Origin of the sequence: Immundisolibacter sp., assembly GCF_014359565.1 — a bacterium.
Classification (GTDB): Bacteria; Pseudomonadota; Gammaproteobacteria; order Immundisolibacterales; family Immundisolibacteraceae; genus Immundisolibacter.
In genome coordinates this window covers 129688-146549 of the sequence record NZ_JACIZD010000003.1, presented here as the reverse complement: position 1 = coordinate 146549, position 16862 = coordinate 129688, and the positions used below count along the sequence as shown (strand labels likewise).

The window sequence follows — 16862 nt, the reverse complement described above, 5'->3', positions numbered from 1 at the left end:
GGGGTTCCTTTTTTCCGTTAACCGTTGAGTGACAGCAGACGGCTGCTGGCCTGGTCGGCCTTCTCGGCGGCCTGCATCAGGCGCACCTGCAGCTCGTACTGGCGGCTGGTTTCGATCATCTGGACCATCGCGCCGACCGCGCTGACGTTGCTGCCTTCGAGCGCACCGGGCGTGAGCCTGACCGCCGCATCGGCCGGCAGCGTGCCGCCGCCGGCCGGCCGCAAGATGCCGTCGCCGCCCTTTTGCAGGCTGTTTGGCGGCGGATTCACCAGCTTGATGCGCCCGACCACCGCCTGCGCCTCGGGCCCCTGCCCGTCCGGCACCACCGACACCGTGCCGTCGCGGCCGATGCTGATGCTCTGGTAGGGCGGGATCAGCAGCGGCCCGCCGTCGCCCAGCACCGGCAGGCCATTGGCCGTTTCGAGCAGGCCGCCGGCACTGACCCGCAGGTTGCCGGCGCGGGTGTAGGCCTCGCTGCCGTCGGCGGCCTGTACCGCGATGGCGCCGGCACCGTCGATGGCCAGGTCAAGATCCCGGCCGGTCGGGTTCACTGCCCCGGCACTGGCATCCATGCCCGCGCCGGTGACCGGCGCGTAGACGCGGCTGTCCCAGCCGTCGCCCTGCAGCAGGGCCGCCCGGCTGGCCAGCAGGTCGGCCTTGAAGCCGGTCGTGCTGGCGTTGGCCAGGTTGTTGGCGGCTACGGCCTGCGCGGTTTCAAGCCGCGCGGCGCTGGCCGACGCGATGTAGACGAGGCGGTCCATGGCCTATCAGCGCATGTTCATCAGGGTCTGGGTCACGCGGTCTTCGGTCTGGATGACCTGCGCGTTGGCCTGGAAATTACGCTGCGCCATGATCAGCTTGACCAGTTCCTCGGTCAGGTTGACGTTGGAGTCCTCCAGCGCGCCGGCCTGCACGGTGCCCAGGCGCGCCGAACCGCCAACGCCGACCAGCGGGATGCCCGACGAAAAGGTTTCGATCCAGCCGTTGTTGCCGGCCTGGCGCAGGCCCTGCACGTTGGAGAAATTGACCAGCGCCAGCTGGCCCTGCAGGCGCGACTGGCCGTTGGTGTAGCGGGCGAACACGCGGCCGGTGTCGTCGATGTTGATGCTGGCCAGGCGCCCGGTGGTGTAGCCGTCCTGGTCGAGCGCGTTCACGCTGTAGGTGTCGCCGTACTGGGTGGTCGGCGTGCCGCCTGAGTAGTTGAGCGTCAGGGACATGTCGGTGGCGCCCGGCACCGGTGCCGCGTCGTAGGCAACCTGTCCAGTGGCAGGCGTGGCGATCTTGCCATCGGTGCCGAAGGTGATGGTGGCGCCGGCCGAGGGCATCAGCTCGGCACCATCCATCAGCAGGTGGGTTTCATAGACATTGGCAGCGGTCTTGACGAAATACAGCACCCCGTCGTGGCTTTTACCCAGCGAGTCGTAGAAGGTGATCGAACTGGAGTTGGTGTAGCTGCCGGCCACGGTCGGATCGAAAGGCAGCGTGATGATCGGCGCCGTGGCGCGCAGGTTGACGCCTACATCTACCCGGCTGCTGGCCTGCGGCGCCACGTCGGAGGTGTCGATCTGCAGCGGCGTTGGCGTGCCGGCGGCCTGACCGGCGGCGTCGACCGAAAACGCCATCAGCTTCTGCCCGGCGCTGTTGGTAACGAAACCCGAACGGTCCACCCCGAAGGCGCCGGCGCGCGAGTAAACGCGTCCGCCGTCGTCGTCCAGCATGAAAAAGCCGCCGCCGGAGATGGCCAGGTCGAAATTGTTGTTGGTCGACTTGATGTTGCCCTGGTCGAACTGCTGGTTGATGGCCGCCGTGCGCACGCCGCGACTGACCGCCAGCGAGGACACGCCCAGGTTCGATCCGGTGAAGATGTCCGAGAACTCCGCCCGCGACTGCTTGAAGCCGTTGGTGTTCACGTTCGCGATGTTGTTGCTGGCGATGTCCAGCTGCGTGGTGGCGGCGTTCAGGCCGCTGATTGCCGTTTCGAAAGCCATGACTGTCTCCTGAATGAATGGCCCGCTGGCCGCTTACATCACCTGCTTGACGGCGCCAAGGTCGGTCAGGCCGTAGCCGTCGACGACCAGTTGCACGCCCTGTCCGTCGCTGCCCAGCAGCACGCTGTCGACGCGCCCGGCGGCCAGCGTGGGCACCGACTCGCCGGTGCCCGGATCGGCAAACACGCGGTACTGCCCCGGCGCGGCATTGGTGCCGTCCGGCAGGCTGCCGTCCCAGGCAAAGCGCACGATGCCGGCCGGCTGCTGCCCGAGCGCAACCTGGCGCACCAGGTGCCCGGCGGTGTCGTAGATGCTCAGCTTCAGGTCGGCGGCGTCGGCCGGCAGGTTGACCGCGCCGGTCAGCGGACCGCCCAGCGGCAGCTGCATCGATTCGCCATCCAGCAGCACTTCGCGGCCGACCAGCTGGGCGGCCTGCGAGGCGCGGCTGGAATTCATGCTTTGCGACAGGCTGGCCAGCTGGTCCTTCAGGTCGCTGATGCCGGTCGTCATGCTCAGCTGCGCCATCTGGGCGACCATTTCGTTGGCCTCCATCGGCTTGCTCGGGTCCTGGAATTTCAGCTGCGTGGACAGCAGCGTCATGAAGTCATCCTGGTTGAGCACCGTGCGCCGTTCTTTGGTCGGGGCCAGCGTGTCGCTGCTGCGAACACCGGCTGCGGCCAGCGAGTCGGCGGCGTTCATGCGCCGTCTCCCAGACGCAGCGTGCGTTGAATCAGTTCCTGCACCGTGCCGAGCGCCTGCGCCGCGCCTTCGTAGGAGCGCGAGGCGGAGATCATGTCCGCCATCTGCTCCACCGGCCGCACGTTGCTGTAGTAGACGTAGCCCTGCGCGTCGGCCAGCGGGTGACCGGGCTGGTACTCGGCGCGCGGCGGCTCGTCGCTGACGGCGACGTCCTGGACCTGCACGCCGACGGTCGAGCCATCGCGCTGCGCCTGGTCCAGCACCGCGGCGAACACCGGCACGCGCGCCCGGTACGCCGCATCCGCGCTGCCGGCGGCCTGATCGGCATTGGCCAGATTGCTCGCCACCGTGTTCAGGCGCACGGTCTGGGCGGCCAGCGCCGAGCCCAGCGTGCCGAACATCCGAAAGTCACTCATGGCTCATCACTCCCCGCGCAGGGCGGTCATCAGGCCGCGGATGCGGCCGTTCAGGAACGTCAGGCTGGCCAGGTACCGATTCGAGTTCTCGCCAAACGCCGCCTGCTCGGTCGCCACATCCACCGTGTTGCCGTCCAGGGACGGCTGCAGCGGCGTGCGGTACAGCGCCTTGGTCGCGGCGCCCGCGTCCAGGCTGGCCAGGTGATTGGCCTGCGTGGTCAGCAGCGGCCCGGCGCCACCCTGCGCGCTGGCCAGCGCCTGCTTGAAATCGATGTCCCGCGCCTTGAAGCCGGGCGTGTCGGCGTTGGCCAGATTGGCCGCCAGCAGCTGCGCCCGCTCGGCGCGCAGTTGCAGCGCCGTGGCGTGAGTGCCGAATGCCTGGTCGATGAGGTTTGCCATGCCGAACTCCCGGCGGATTGCGTCTGGGACCGGCAAAAGCACGCATCGGGCCAGAGTGCCCGAAAGCCTTTTGTTATCAGGATTTGCGAACCTTCACAGCCCACCCGGAAGCGGCCGCCACAGCCTTTCGGCAAGGCCTTGCCGGCCCGGCGGCGACGGATTGCCGACGCCGAGCGGGCTGCGGCAGGCGGCTATCGCGCGGGCGTGCGTCGTGAATGCCGGCTTCGATGGCATGACGGGAGCATGGCATGGCGCGTGCTTTGCCCTTGCTCGACGCGACGCCGGCGGCCGCGTTCGACAGCCGCCGGCCACTCACGGAGATACCGCCATGCAGCGCCCAGACATCCGCAAAGCCACGCGCCCGCTGGCGCTCGTCCTGCTGCTCTGCAGCGCCAGCGCGTCGGCCGTGCAGGCGCCGAACACCCTGGTGGATGCCGCACGCGGCGCGGCACTGGCGGCCGCCCGCGAGGCCGGCGTCAATAATCCGACGGCAACGGTCACCAACCCCGACCCGCGCCTGCGCCTGGCCGACTGTCCGGCCCCTCTGGCGGCCAATCTGACCGGCCAGACGCGGCTGCCCGGCCGGGCCGTGGTGCGGGTGGCCTGCCCGGGCGCGGCCGGATGGGCGGTGCACCTGCCGGTCAGCGTGCAGGCCAAGGGCGACGTGCTGGTGGCGGCAAGGCCGCTGCCGCGCGGCCACCGCGTGCAGGCCGGCGACCTGCGCCGGCAGACGCTGGAACTGGGCGCGCTCAACGGCCAGTACCTGCTCGACGAGTCCGCGGCGCTGGGCCAGGCCCTGCGCCGCAGCATCGCCAGTGGCGAACGACTCGCACCCTCGCTGCTGCAGGCGCCAGTGCTGGTGCGCCGGGGCGATCCGGTGCTGATGCAGCTGCAAAGCGACAGCTTCGTCATCCACGCCAACGGCCGGGCGATGGCCAGCGGCGGTGCCGGCGAGCGGATCGCCGTCGAGAACCTGAGCTCCAAACGCGTCGTTCACGGCACCGTGACCGGCGACGGGCGGGTCACGGTGGAATTTTGACGGCGTTGCTAAAGTTCCTGACGGCCCCGACGATAAGCGGACATCCAACGCATCCGTAGCGTTTCAGCCGGAGTCAAAATGATGGAAATCGGGCCCACCTCAGCCACCGCAGACATTCACAAGACCGACGCCGCGCCCGCCCGCCAGCTGGCCGCAGGCAAAGCGTCGGCGGCGCCGCAGCCTGCCGCCGGCGACAGCGTCGACCTGACCGACGGCGCCCGTCAGCTGCAGGACCTGCAGGCAGCGGTCGCCGCCACGCCGGTCGTTGACAGCGTGCGCGTGGCGGCGCTGCGCGACGCCATCGCCAACGGCAGCTACCGGGTCGACTCGCAGGCCATCGCCGATGGCCTGCTCGCGCAGGATCGCGCGGCCCTTGGATAAGCCCGTGCCAACGCCTGCGGCCCCGACCGGCCACGACCTGCTGGGCACCCTGGTCGGCCTGCTGGAACAGGAATACGCCGCCCTGCGCCAGGCAGACGCGGCAGCAGTAGTCAGCATTGCCGAACGCAAACGCGCTCTGACCGGCACCCTCGCCAGCCTTGGCCTGCCGGCCGTCGGGGACGCCAGCCTGCCGGCCCCGACGGCCGCACTGGCGCGGCGTTGCCATGACCTGAACCGGCGCAACGGCGAGCTGCTGCACCTGCAGCAGAGCATGCTCACGCGCGCCATGCGCGTGCTGTCCGGCAACGATGCCGGCCCTACGGTATACGGCGCCCGCGGCCAGACCCAGGCCACCCCGGGCGGCCGGCACATCGCCAGCGTCTGAGACCGCAGCCGCACGCCCCGCGGGGCGTTCAGGCCATGCGACCGGTTCCGGGCGCCGGGTTTACCCGTTCTCGAGCGCCGCCTGCCAGGGCCGCTCGCCAGCGCCAAACGCCAGAAACGGCACGTTCAGCAGCGATTCCTTGTTGTAGCGCAGCGGCTGCAAGCCGAAATCCGTCAACTGCCCGCCGGCCTGCTCCAGCACGCACTGCGCCGCCGCCGTGTCCCACTCGCTGGTCGGCCCGTGGCGGGGATAGAAATCCGCCTCCCCGGCCGCCACCAGGCAAATCTTGAGCGAACTGCCGATCGACACGATCCGGTGTCCGGGCAGCGCATCGAGAAGCTGCGCCAATTCCGGGCTGGCATGTGAGCGACTGGCCACCACCCGCAGCGGCCCGCCGCGGTAGGTACTCACGTGCAGTGCACGCCGCTCGCCGGTGGCCGACACGTGATAGGCCCCTGCCCCCTCGGCCGCCGCATACACCTCACCGCGCACCGGCACCTGCACCACCCCCAGCACCGGCCGGCCGGCGTCGATGAGCGCAATGTTGACCGTGAACTCGCCGTTGCGCTTCACGAACTCGCGCGTGCCGTCCAGCGGATCGACCAGCCAGTAGCGCTGCCAGGCCCGGCGCTGCGCATACGGAATGGCCACCGACTCCTCGGACAACACCGGCCACTGCGGCGTGAGCGCCTCCAGCGCGGCCACGATCACACCGTGCGCCGCCCGGTCCGCAGCCGTCAGCGGCGAGCGGTCGTCCTTGTGCTCGACCGTGAACTCGCCGTCGTAGACCTCCAGGATGGCGCCGGCAGCGCGGTGGGCAATCTCGATCACGGCCGGCAACAGGCCAGCGAGGTCAACGCCAGAAACCATGGGTAAGTCCTGCTGAGTTTTCAGGCCTGAATTGTCCGCCAGAAGGCCAGCCCAGTGAATTCCCAGCGGCATACCGCGTCCCCACCGCGCAGGCGCACACAAACGCACCACCGCCGCCAGCGGCCGAACGCGGCAGCGGATGACATCACGTCACCGCCGGTGAGGCCAGGGCCGAAGCCTCCGGAAAACCGCGTTGACGACGTAGGGGCGATGCATGCATCGCCCCAGTCGCACCGCGGCCTGAGGCGCCACACGACTGCCAAAGCGTTGACGACGTTACGCCGCCCATCCCAAACCGTTCCCGATGAAGGTGGAGGCAGCGGATGAACGCCAAAGCGTTGGCAACGTAGGGGCGATGCATGCATCGCCCCTACGCCGAGGCCGGGGCTGAATACCCCGGAAAACGCCGGTGCGGGTTGAGCACAGGCCGTGGTACGCCTCGCTTCAATGAGGCCGGGGCTGGATGCCCCGGAAAACGCCAGCGGCAACGTCATGTCTAGCAAGTACGGACAGGCGCTTCAATGAGGCCGGGGCTGAATGCCACGGAAAACCGCGAAGTCCGCACATTGGTCTGGCAAGGCATATCAGCTTCAATGAGGCCGGGGCGGAATGCCCCCAGAAAACCACCACGTGGCGGCATTCGAGCTGATGCAGGTCGTTGCTTCAATGAGGCCGGGGCATTCAGCCCCGGAAAACCAGACGATGCGGTTATAACGCGCACCCGAACCAATGCTTCAATGAGGCCGGGGCATTCAGCCCCGGAAAACCGCGCAACCACGGCCGGTGGCGAGGGGAAGAAGTTGCTTCAATGAGGCCGGGGCATTCAGCCCCGGAAAACCTCTTATCCACGATGCTACGGATGTCCACTATGTTTGGGGCTTCAATGAGGCCGGGGCATTCAGCCCCGGAAAACGCCATTGGTCCAGGTGATCACGTCGCCGGGCTGCTTGCTTCAATGAGGCCGGGGCATTCAGCCCCGGAAAACGACTTGTGGGAAATGGCGGATGCCGTGATCGACCTTGGGCTTCAATGAGGCCGGGGCATTCAGCCCCGGAAAACGCGGCGGTGGTGGTCCACACGCCGCCGCGGGACGCGCTTCAATGAGGCCGGGGCATTCAGCCCCGGAAAACCCAGCGGCGAAGTGCGCTGGCGCATGCGCCCGCCGCTTCAATGAGGCCGGGGCATTCAGCCCCGGAAAACCGCCTGGTTCTTTATCTCGCGCACGTCCAGATTGCCGCTTCAATGAGGCCGGGGCATTCAGCCCCGGAAAACGCCGGTGCGCCACCCGCCGCAGCGCGTACTCGCACACGCTTCAATGAGGCCGGGGCATTCAGCCCCGGAAAACACCACTCCCTCTTCATCCATAAGGGAGTAGGCCGCAGCTTCAATGAGGCCGGGGCATTCAGCCCCGGAAAACAAACCGCTGCAGCGCGCCACAGTGCGGACAGGGCAGGTGGGCTTCAATGAGGCCGGGGCATTCAGCCCCGGAAAACGTCGCGCCGAGGCTCAGGGCGGCGCATCGCGGCCTGGCTTCAATGAGGCCGGGGCATTCAGCCCCGGAAAACCTGGCCTACTACGAGGCCGCCGACGCCAACCGCCTGCGGCTTCAATGAGGCCGGGGCATTCAGCCCCGGAAAACGATCTACTCAATGCAGCAGGCCCGCCAGACGCTGGGCTTCAATGAGGCCGGGGCATTCAGCCCCGGAAAACCTCATCGTTCGCAAAAGGCGAATTCAGAAACGCATCCCAGCTTCAATGAGGCCGGGGCATTCAGCCCCGGAAAACTGCCGCGGCGTGCGCGCCAACACCGAGCGCCCCCGGCTTCAATGAGGCCGGGGCATTCAGCCCCGGAAAACTCTGGGGTGCGCTGATGCCAAGTCTCATCGGATACCGGCTTCAATGAGGCCGGGGCATTCAGCCCCGGAAAACCTTTGACGCGATGGAAGAAGGCAAGACGGGCGACGAGCTTCAATGAGGCCGGGGCATTCAGCCCCGGAAAACGCACGAACACCGCCCCAGGGCTGGGTCCGTACTTGATGCTTCAATGAGGCCGGGGCATTCAGCCCCGGAAAACAGGCGGCTGCGGATGCGCGCGCGAGGCGCAAGGAGTCGCTTCAATGAGGCCGGGGCATTCAGCCCCGGAAAACACAACCGGGCGTGCTGCGCCAGCCGGAGCGGTTCAGGCTTCAATGAGGCCGGGGCATTCAGCCCCGGAAAACTTGTCCTGGCCATCGAAGATGCGCCGCGCGCGGTTGACGCTTCAATGAGGCCGGGGCATTCAGCCCCGGAAAACACCCGTAGGCACAGCAAGTACCACCGCAGGGATGGGCTTCAATGAGGCCGGGGCATTCAGCCCCGGAAAACTTCGCCGGTGACGGGGTGGGCGCTGCCAAAGGGGTGGCTTCAATGAGGCCGGGGCATTCAGCCCCGGAAAACGGAACTGAGCCGCAGGGTTGGCAAGGCGATCATCCCGCTTCAATGAGGCCGGGGCATTCAGCCCCGGAAAACTGGCGGTGCTGATTAACCAGGGCGGCGGCGCGCTGGAGCTTCAATGAGGCCGGGGCATTCAGCCCCGGAAAACGCGCCGCTGACGGCGGTAATTGCACTGCTGACCGCGCTTCAATGAGGCCGGGGCATTCAGCCCCGGAAAACTATTCCCCGACGTCCCGGAAGGCATCGACGCCGGCTGGCTTCAATGAGGCCGGGGCATTCAGCCCCGGAAAACAGGCCCTTCTGAGCGTCTTACTGGTTGCGGTTTGCAAGAGGTCCGCGCGAGCGGTCTGGTGTGCCGGTGCCTGCGACGCCCACCTGGCCGAGAGATTTTGCCTTGTCGGTCCATTTTTTTCCAAATTTTCAAAGAGCTATACCGCGCGAGCGCTGGCCGGTCCGTAATGCACCAGGGCAGCGCTCGCGTGGCTGGGGCAACTTGCTCCATCCATCCAGCCTAGTTCCTAGACGATGACGGGCACCTTTGCCACCGCTTCAAAATTCTTACCCAGGCTCACCACCCGCGGCGTGACCCGCTCGGCCGGGCCGATGTCCACCAATAGCACATGATCGTGCCGGTTGTTGATGGCGCCGGTGAGCAGCTCGATCAGCTCGGCGTGGCGCCGTGCCGACAAGCGACACTGGAACACGGAAAGCTGCAGCCATTCCCCGTAGCCCTTCATGATCTTGAACACGGACCGCCAACGCTTATCGTCGGCGATGTCGTAGGTGACGATGTAAAGGTGTTCGTCCATCAGCGGGTTATGAAGTTGGGGTATTCGGGTATTTCGCCCAGCAAGTGCCGTGCGAGCAGGCGGGCCTGAAGTTCGAGCAACCGGCGGTAGCTCACCCGGTATCCGAACAGCGGATGCGTGACTTCCTGCATCAGGCGGCGCTCGAAGCCGGCAATGAAGCGCTTGCGCCCATCACTGGTCAACGACACCGAGCCTGCCACGCTCAAAAAATCGCTTGGGCGCAGTTCGGCGTTGTTGATGGCCATGATGACGCTGGAATCCGCAATCAACGGCCGGAATGGTTCCATGAGATCGAGCGCCAAGGCTGGCCGCCCGTAGCGCGGCTGGTGGTAAAAGCCGCGGTAGGCATCGAACCCCACAGCCGTCAAGGCCACCGTGACGGCACGCGTGAGCAGGCTGTAGGCGTAGGACAGCAGCGCGTTGACCGGATCGGCCGGCGGCCTGCGATTGCGCTTTTCGAAGTCGAAGCTGGCGCTGACGCCGTCCCCGTCGCCCAGCATTTCCCGAAAATTGCGGAAATAACGTGCCGCGGCGTTGCCTTCTATGCCAAGCAGGGTTTGCAGGCTGCTGGCGCGGTCGGCCTGTTCGACGTCACGCCGAAACTCGTCGAGCAGGTGCTCGGGCAGTTCACCGCGCTTCCAGTTGCGCCGCAGCAGCGTGCGGGCGTTGCGAATCTTGGCCACCACCAGGCCGCGCGCCAGGCGCAGGCAGTGCCGATCGTCGAAGCTGGCGCGGTACTGGGCGGTGCGGATTTCCACATTCTTGTGGCCAAGGCCCACGGTGTGGCCCAGAAACCAGCCGCCGAAGGACAGCCAGGTGACTGGAATTTCGCGCGCCATGAGTTCGTGCAGAGCCGGCGTGGTCAGATAGACGCTGCCTTGCAGTACCACCTGCGAAGTCTCGCCAAGACGCGCGGTGGCGACTTTTTGATCTTCCACGTGCACTTCCAGCGTTTCGCCGCTCTTGGTCACCTTGGCGCCGCGCGCCTGGACGTACAGCGGCATGGCTTCGTCGTGCGGCACGGCCAGTGGCCGGGGCGGCAACGCCATGCGCGCCAGAAAGTTCACCTCGTCCGGCAGGCAGATGCCGACCAGCGAGCAGCGCGGACACTTGGGGCTGTCCACCAGCGGTGGCGGAATCTGCCCGCCGGCGGCGATGTGGCGCAGGCCATCCACGGCGCTGCGGGTCAGCGCGCGCAGGTCGTCGTCAAACTCCACGCGCACGCGCTCCTTGCTCTGCGCAAAGTACAGCGCGCCTTCGGGCACCTCGAAACCGTGTTCTTCCAGGATCATGCCCTGCACGCACAGCTGCACGCGCTCCGGGTCGTACGCGCCGCGGGCCACGTGCGGGCGCTTGCCGCGCTTGTAATCCACCGGTGTGGCGACGGTGCCGTCGGCCTCCACCACGTCCATGCGGGCAATCAGCCCCAGGCGGTTGGATGACAGGGTGATGGAGCGCGCGTGCTGCGGCTCCATGGGCGGCGAATCGCCCGGGTCCGGCAGATCGCCCGAAGGCTTGTCCACCCGCCGGTGCCGGTAGCGGCCGTCGACCGTGTCCACCGATTCGGCCCACTCGCCCTGCACCCATTCCAGATACGCCAGGCGCGGGCAGTACTGGTATTCGTTGACCATGCGCGCCGGCAGCAGCGGCTGGTCGCCGGACAGCTCCGGGAATGGCAGCAGCAGCTCGGGCTGGCGGTCGTTGGGCGGATCGTAGGTGTCCAAGCTCGTCCTCCTCTGGCAGCCTGCCTGGTCGCTTGGCTTATCGGTGGGGGCGCCCGGTCGACGCCTGGAAACGCCCTTCAATCTGGCCGACAATGGACCAACCGATATCTTTTCTGATCATTAGGGATATCTTCGCCATATGCCAAAAACACTGGTCAATCTGGATCCCGACGACAAGGCCTGGCTGGACCAGGAGGCGCGCCGGCGCAAGCTGCCGATGACCGAACTGGTGCGCCAGGCGGTGCACAGCTACCGCCTGCGCGAACAAAGCCAGGCCCGACCGGCGCTGGAGGAAGTGCTGGCGCGTACCGCGGGCCTGTGGCGACACGGGGATGGACTGGCCTGGCAGCAGCGCCTGCGGGGCGAGTGGAACGACGACGCGTGACACGGCTGCTGGACTCGGTGATCGTCATCGACCACCTGAACGGCATCGAGCCGGCGACCCGATACCTGTCGGCACACGGCGCCGATTGCGCGGTATCGGTGATCACCCGCGCCGAAGTGCTGGCCGGCTTTGACGACACGCACACGGCGCTGGCGCGCGAGCTGCTGGACCTGTTCCCCACGCTGCCGATCACGCTGGACATTGCGGACCTCGCCGCCCGCCTGCGCCGCAGCGAACGCTGGAAACTGCCCGATGCCTTCCAGGCGGCGCTGGCGATGCACCACGGCCTGGCGCTGGTCACGCGCAACACGCGCGACTTTCGCAGCGGCGCCGGGTTGGAGGTGGTGGTGCCGTATGGGGTGTGAGGTTGGGCCGTGTGGCGATTCCTCGGCTCGCCGAACCGCCGGACCATTGGGGGCTCGAACACCGAGCACGGCGCTCATTTGACCGCGCCGAATACGCCCAGGCCGTAGTGACAGCCATAGCCCAGCACGATGGGTCCCCGAACCGGATCAGCGAACCCCAGCTCCAACACGAAGCCGACATCCTGCGCCGGCGGCGCCCCGTGTCTGCGCACGCGTTTGAAATGGCGCGCCTGACGGGCTTCGTCGTCAGTGTGGGGATCAAAAACACAGACCGAAAGTGCGTCAGGCATGCCGCGACTGGCGAGCTCGGCATTGATTTGTCCAACCAAGCTATTGCGGCCACGTACCTTCAAATGGCGCGGCGGCACGAATGGTGTCAGCGAGCGCCAGTGGTTTGCGCCTTCGGTGTCATTGCCTGCCAAGGCGCGCAGGCGCGGGCCAAACGGGTCCGGCAAGCTGGCAAGATCGATCCAGTCCCCACTTCCTGCCAAGGCCAGATGCAACGCCCCCGTGCCTTTGGTGTAGCTGCGCCGGGTGGCGCGCACCGCTGCCTGTGCCGCGTCATCCAGGCCCATCGGCGCCCAAATCAGCACGTGGTCGAGACGGCCGTCACCATCCAGGTCCAGGTGGATCAGGTGGGCGTGCTGGTGCGGCGTAGCGAGCGGTTTGCGTTGCTCATCGCAGCCGCTGAGCACCACCGAGTGCCCCGCCAGACGGCTAGCCTGAGCCACCAAGCTGCGGTGGAGCAACTCACCTTGCGGTAGCGCACGTTCCAAGCGCGGCAGAGCACCGTGGTTGCCGCTACCGTGGTTCAAGGCAAGCAGCATGCACGACACGGGCGCACTGCGACTGGTCCGGAAGCGCGGCTTCGGGGCTGCCGGCACCAGACTCTCGCTGCGCCGCCAGTAAAACAGCTTGCGACTGCCGGGCGGCTGGCTCCAGCCCAGCCGGTGCAGCCAGGCGGTATCCACCTGCAAGCAGGCAATGAGGTCCGGTGGCAGCGTCTGTTCTAGCGCCGCCATTTTTTTCTTTTCCGCGGCCGGTTGCCGGGCTTTGCCGGGATCGATACCCGCGCGGGCCTGGGCATCGGCCAGTGCCTGCGCTCGCCACCGCACGTAATCCTCGGCCGATTGGGGCGCGAGCAGAGCTATCTGCTCCCAGCCAGGCCCCGGACAATCGCGGGCTTCGCCGACAAACACGTCAAAACCATCGGCGTTGTCAGTATCCGCGAGCACGGCTTCCACCCAGCTTTCGGAGCGCCCGAGATAGCCGAGCGCCTGCGCCAGTTCGGCTAGCAACGCCCGTTCGTCATTCGCCAGCGCCACAGCCCACTGCACGCCAAGTTCACCGTCGTCCACCTGCGCCCAGGTATCGAACACCAGGGTGGTGTCTTCGCGCCCGTTCTTGAAGCGAGCCAGCGGCATATAGTGGCGGCTATGGGCGCCGACCGCCGGGGGCAATCGATACCTTGGCGCCGTGCTGGCAAGCTTTTCGATCAGGGTGCGGGCGATCGAGGGCGGGCCGTCGGTGGACCAGTGCAGTTTGGCGTAGCCAGTGGCAATCAGGGCGCGCAGCAAGCGCCACGGCGAAGGCGGCCATTCAACCAAGCCTTCATTGACATGATGGCCCCATGGCGTGGCGTGGTAACGCCGGCCGGGGAAACGAATCCACAAGGTCGGCATGGGATCACTCCCCGTCGGTTTCCTGGTCGTCGTCGGCTTCGGCTTTCTCGCTGTCCTTGGCCTTCTTGAGATCGTCATCAAAGCGAACTTCGGTGACGGTCATCAGCGCCCGGCAGGCTGCGATGGCGGGCTGCAGGGCCTCGGCCAGAGCGGACGCGTCCGGCAACAGAAACGATGCCGGGCGACGGGCCTCGATCCGATCGGTGGCCGGTTCCAGGTCGCACGCGGTGCGCAGGCGCAGCGAGCCGTCCACCAGCACGCGCAGCTTGTACAGGGCCAAAAGCGTCAGAAGTCGCTCTACGTCCGCGCCTAGACCGTACCCGCGGATCTGGCCCAGATCGAGGTTGACGTACAGCGTGATGCGGTCGGCAGTGAACTCGTCCCGGGCAAATGGCACATTGCCAAACCCGGCCTTGGTGTCGCCGCTGGGATTTACGTGATCGTTCTTGACCCCGCCAGACGCCGCGGGGCGCGCCTCGTCGGCTTCGATGAAGGCGGACAACGCGCGAGCGAGCCGCAGACGGCCGCCGGCCAATGTTTTGTCCTTACCCTTTTTCGCAGAAAGAAACACGCCGTGCAAAAGCGTCCCGATATCCCAATGAATCAAGTGCTCAGCAATTTGCTTCCTGCTTGGAAGTGGGCCGACTTCAAAAGCATTTAGCCGCTCGCCAAGTTCGTCAAAAAATAGCTGACCATTGACCTTTCCGAACATGATGTACGGGCTGTTTAATCGATGCGCCTCGGTGACACTGTCGGTGAGGAACTCTTTAGTTGCCGAGTTCTCCCGATCTCTTGAAGTACTTCCTGCGCCGCGAACGACGCTCACGTGCGACAACCCTTGCAGTTCTTGTTTAAGATCGCTTTTTTCTTCATCCCAGCCAGTCAGCTCCAGCCGATTGGCCATGCTCTGCGCGCTTTCCACCAGCAGGCTCAAGCCGCCGGCGGTCTGAAAGGTGGCGGCACCGAGTCCCGGAAATCCGGTGGGCTGAAAACGCTGGCCTTGCAAGGGCCGTAGCGGAATCTCAAACAGCAGACGTGAGGTATGGGCAAGCGGGGAAAGGTCGAGGTTCATGCGGCGTTCTCCTGGTCGAAAATAGGCGCGAGGCGGTGAGCAAATCGGACCGCTGTATCGCGGCTAATCGGGAATGCCAGCGCTGCGGCATAGCGGCGCGCCAACTCCGGCGCGGTGGCGGCGGCGCGCACGTTGCTGGCAATGCCGGCCGCGCGCAGACGACGGATAGCCAGCCCGACCGCCGCGGAGGCGTCGCCCGCCTGCAGCCGCCGCAGGATGGCCGGGTCCGCGCCAGCATGACGGCCGTCCGGCAGCGGCCACGGCAGCAGGGCCAGGCGAATCGTGAGCCAAGCATCGTCTGGCCAGTCGGCGGGCGGCGCTGCAAGACGCGGCGGGTGTGCCGCGCAATCTCGGCCATCAAGCGCCATCAGGGCACGCGCCAAACTCAAGCAGCGATCTAGGTCCACTTCGCCTGCAATCAGGCGCGCGAGGTCGTGGCGGCTGGCCGCGATGCCAAAACCCGGTTCCAGCGGCAAACGGCGCTCGCCGTGCGCAGCGGCCTCGACCATTCGCCGCGACAACAGCGCGAGGGCGTCATCGGCGCCACTGCGGCCCTGCATGACGCGGTCGGTTTCCGGTGCTAACCGCTGTGCGCTGCCGGTGCCACTGGTGCGGAAACGGCCTTTATCCAAGGTAAGCCAGTGCCGACGTACGCCATCGCGCTTCGACGCTCGCGCATCGGCACATTGCAGGGCAAACGCCAGCGCCAGACGCAGTTCCGGGCTACCGTCGTCCGCCACGTGCGCCCACTGGGGGCGCAAGCGCGGAATCGGCCCCGCGTTGATCCCGATGCCATGCACCTGAAGCGCCTCGATGTCCGACAGCCGAAGCAGCACCGTCTGCCAGCGCGTCGGCTCGTTCGGATGTTGCGTGAGGGCAAACAGCACATCGGCCAGCCGGCGCTCCGCCTGCGTAAACCGGGCCGGCACCCCCTTACGGCGCGCTTCGCGGCGCAAACGCGGCAACCACGCATCGAGATCGTCAAGGCACGCCAGCGTGGGCGCAGCATACTCGGGCACGACGAAGCGGCCGAGGGGGACGGCGAGATTGGACTGGCCGTTGCGCTCGATGTACCCATAGCGCTGGAAGGCGTGAATGCCGCGCGCCACGCCCAGACGCGCGACCGCCCGCGCAAGATCAAGCGGCTCGGTTGCCGTCTGAGCATCAAGCTGGGCCCGGCCTTCGGCCAGCAACCGATGCAGTTCGACAAAGGTCATCGGCTGGGACCATAGCGGCATCCATTGCTCGCCGCGGGCGCTTTCGTCGCTATCAGACGCGCTGGCGTACCCCGCCGCATGAGCCGAAATGGCGAACGGCGCGGCGGCGCGTGAGGCCCCCTGAGTATTCAATCGCCGCGTGCTTGCGGCTGTGAACATCACCGCGCCTTCGAGCATGAGAATGAAATCCCAGGCGTTTGTATTACCGCCGGGATCGAACTGCCCAGCCCCGGCGCCGGACGTCCGGCTGCGCCCAACAGCACCGAACAGCGCCTCGCGCAGTGATTCAACCGCTTCGGGGCGGGCCGGCGCGCCCGCTGCCGACAGATCAAACAGCGCTCCAAGCCGTTGTAGGTAGTTGTTGGTGAAATCCAGGCGGCCATCGTTGCCGCCCGTCCCCAGCAATGCTGGAAAACGCGCTGTGCCGACCTCGTCGAGCACCAGTGCGGCGTCCATCCACTCTCGGTGCGACCCGCGCCATTCCCGCCGCAAGTCGGGCATCAGATTGGTTTTAATCTGTTTGACTTGGCGCTCGGCATCGGCCAGGCGTTTGCGGTAATCCTCGGATTTTTTGAGTTGTTCGCGCTCGATCCTGCTGAGCGATTTGTCCTTGACTTCTTCCTTGATCGCCCGAACGCGCTGGTCAGCCGCGCTCATCGCGTCGAGCATTCTTCGAGCTGCGCCGATCCCCTCGCGGATACGGGCCAGGCGAGGCGCAACCGAAGCTTCTACAGGAGCGAGTCCCGGATCGTTGATGTAGAAAAATCCCGATCCCTTGTTCCACGGAGACACAATTGCCGTTGGTGCATAGCGGTTCAGGAAGAAGGCCAGCAGTTCTTCCTCGTCGCTGTGACTGGCCAGAAAAAAACGCTCACCCTCCCACCAGCCGCGCGCCTCGGGGTCGAGTTGTTCGGCTACCAGCCGCAGGATGCCCAGCGCCTTTAGGTAATGCGCCAGCGGCACGGGCGCGCAGCCGTCGAGTCGGTGCAGGATCATGG

16 protein-coding genes and 1 CRISPR repeat array are annotated in these 16862 nt (G+C 66.6%); of the genes, 5 read left to right on the top strand and 11 right to left on the bottom strand.

Going from position 1 to position 16862, the window contains the following annotated elements:
* Positions 1 to 17: 17 nt before the first annotated feature.
* From H5U26_RS06690 to flgB, 5 genes are read right to left on the bottom strand one after another with little or no spacing between them, the layout of a single operon-like run.
* Entirely contained in the window at positions 18 to 761 is a 744-nt protein-coding gene (locus H5U26_RS06690) for a flagellar basal body rod protein FlgF (RefSeq protein WP_290617926.1), read from the bottom strand.
* 6 nt (positions 762 to 767) lie between these two features.
* A complete protein-coding gene (flgE, locus tag H5U26_RS06685; protein WP_290617924.1) occupies positions 768 to 1988 on the bottom strand; it encodes a flagellar hook protein FlgE in 1221 nt (406 codons plus the stop codon).
* A 33-nt stretch (positions 1989 to 2021) separates the two neighbouring features.
* Positions 2022 to 2687: a flagellar hook assembly protein FlgD gene (locus H5U26_RS06680; protein WP_290617922.1), complete on the bottom strand. Its 666-nt coding sequence runs from the start codon at positions 2685 to 2687 to the stop codon at positions 2022 to 2024.
* The gene (gene flgC, locus H5U26_RS06675) at positions 2684 to 3103 is read right to left on the bottom strand and encodes a flagellar basal body rod protein FlgC (RefSeq protein WP_290617920.1); all 420 of its coding nucleotides are present in this window, start codon (positions 3101 to 3103) and stop codon (positions 2684 to 2686) included. The genes H5U26_RS06680 and flgC overlap by 4 nt, the downstream gene beginning before the upstream one ends.
* A gap of 6 nt (positions 3104 to 3109) precedes the next feature.
* Entirely contained in the window at positions 3110 to 3502 is a 393-nt protein-coding gene (gene flgB / locus H5U26_RS06670) for a flagellar basal body rod protein FlgB (RefSeq protein ID WP_290617918.1), read from the bottom strand.
* A gap of 328 nt (positions 3503 to 3830) precedes the next feature.
* Between flgB and flgA the strand changes: the two genes are divergently transcribed.
* The 3 genes from flgA (at position 3831) to flgN (ending at position 5307) form a co-directional block, all read left to right on the top strand.
* Positions 3831 to 4541: a flagellar basal body P-ring formation chaperone FlgA gene (flgA, locus tag H5U26_RS06665; protein ID WP_290617916.1), complete on the top strand. Its 711-nt coding sequence runs from the start codon at positions 3831 to 3833 to the stop codon at positions 4539 to 4541.
* An 81-nt stretch (positions 4542 to 4622) separates the two neighbouring features.
* A complete protein-coding gene (gene flgM, locus H5U26_RS06660; RefSeq protein WP_290617914.1) occupies positions 4623 to 4922 on the top strand; it encodes a flagellar biosynthesis anti-sigma factor FlgM in 300 nt (99 codons plus the stop codon).
* A gap of 4 nt (positions 4923 to 4926) precedes the next feature.
* On the top strand, positions 4927 to 5307 hold the full coding sequence (gene flgN, locus H5U26_RS06655; RefSeq protein ID WP_290617912.1) for a flagellar export chaperone FlgN: 381 nt from the start codon (positions 4927 to 4929) through the stop codon (positions 5305 to 5307).
* A gap of 60 nt (positions 5308 to 5367) precedes the next feature.
* Here flgN and cysQ read toward each other — a convergent pair whose 3' ends face one another.
* The 3 genes from cysQ to cas1 form a co-directional block, all read right to left on the bottom strand.
* Complete coding sequence (gene cysQ, locus H5U26_RS06650) at positions 5368 to 6177, bottom strand: 3'(2'),5'-bisphosphate nucleotidase CysQ (protein ID WP_290617910.1); 810 nt, start codon at positions 6175 to 6177, stop codon at positions 5368 to 5370.
* A gap of 369 nt (positions 6178 to 6546) precedes the next feature.
* A CRISPR array of direct repeats spans positions 6547 to 8902; the repeat unit is 36 nt; unit sequence GCTTCAATGAGGCCGGGGCATTCAGCCCCGGAAAAC.
* A gap of 226 nt (positions 8903 to 9128) precedes the next feature.
* A complete protein-coding gene (gene cas2 / locus H5U26_RS06645; RefSeq protein ID WP_290617908.1) occupies positions 9129 to 9419 on the bottom strand; it encodes a CRISPR-associated endonuclease Cas2 in 291 nt (96 codons plus the stop codon).
* The gene (cas1, locus tag H5U26_RS06640; protein WP_366055909.1) at positions 9419 to 11050 is read right to left on the bottom strand and encodes a CRISPR-associated endonuclease Cas1; all 1632 of its coding nucleotides are present in this window, start codon (positions 11048 to 11050) and stop codon (positions 9419 to 9421) included. The genes cas2 and cas1 overlap by 1 nt, the downstream gene beginning before the upstream one ends.
* Before the next feature lie 232 nt (positions 11051 to 11282).
* On the opposite strand from cas1, the gene H5U26_RS06635 reads away from it, so the two are divergent.
* Complete coding sequence (locus H5U26_RS06635; protein ID WP_290617904.1) at positions 11283 to 11528, top strand: ribbon-helix-helix protein, CopG family; 246 nt, start codon at positions 11283 to 11285, stop codon at positions 11526 to 11528.
* Positions 11525 to 11893, top strand: a complete 369-nt coding sequence (locus H5U26_RS06630) for a PIN domain-containing protein (RefSeq protein WP_290617902.1) — start codon at positions 11525 to 11527, stop codon at positions 11891 to 11893. The genes H5U26_RS06635 and H5U26_RS06630 overlap by 4 nt, the downstream gene beginning before the upstream one ends.
* 74 nt (positions 11894 to 11967) lie before the next feature.
* Here the strand turns inward: H5U26_RS06630 and csb2 are convergent, their stop codons facing one another.
* Genes csb2 through csx17 form a run of 3 tightly spaced genes read right to left on the bottom strand, consistent with a single transcriptional unit; the run spans position 11968 to position 16860 of the window.
* Entirely contained in the window at positions 11968 to 13575 is a 1608-nt protein-coding gene (gene csb2, locus H5U26_RS06625) for a type I-U CRISPR-associated protein Csb2 (protein ID WP_290617900.1), read from the bottom strand.
* Between the two features lie 4 nt (positions 13576 to 13579).
* Positions 13580 to 14647: a type I-U CRISPR-associated RAMP protein Csb1/Cas7u gene (cas7u, locus tag H5U26_RS06620; protein WP_290617898.1), complete on the bottom strand. Its 1068-nt coding sequence runs from the start codon at positions 14645 to 14647 to the stop codon at positions 13580 to 13582.
* Positions 14644 to 16860 (bottom strand): type I-U CRISPR-associated protein Csx17, encoded by a 2217-nt coding sequence (csx17, locus tag H5U26_RS06615; RefSeq protein WP_290617896.1) that lies wholly within the window; start codon positions 16858 to 16860, stop codon positions 14644 to 14646. Before csx17 ends, cas7u begins: the two co-directional genes overlap by 4 nt.
* Positions 16861 to 16862: the final 2 nt, after the last annotated feature.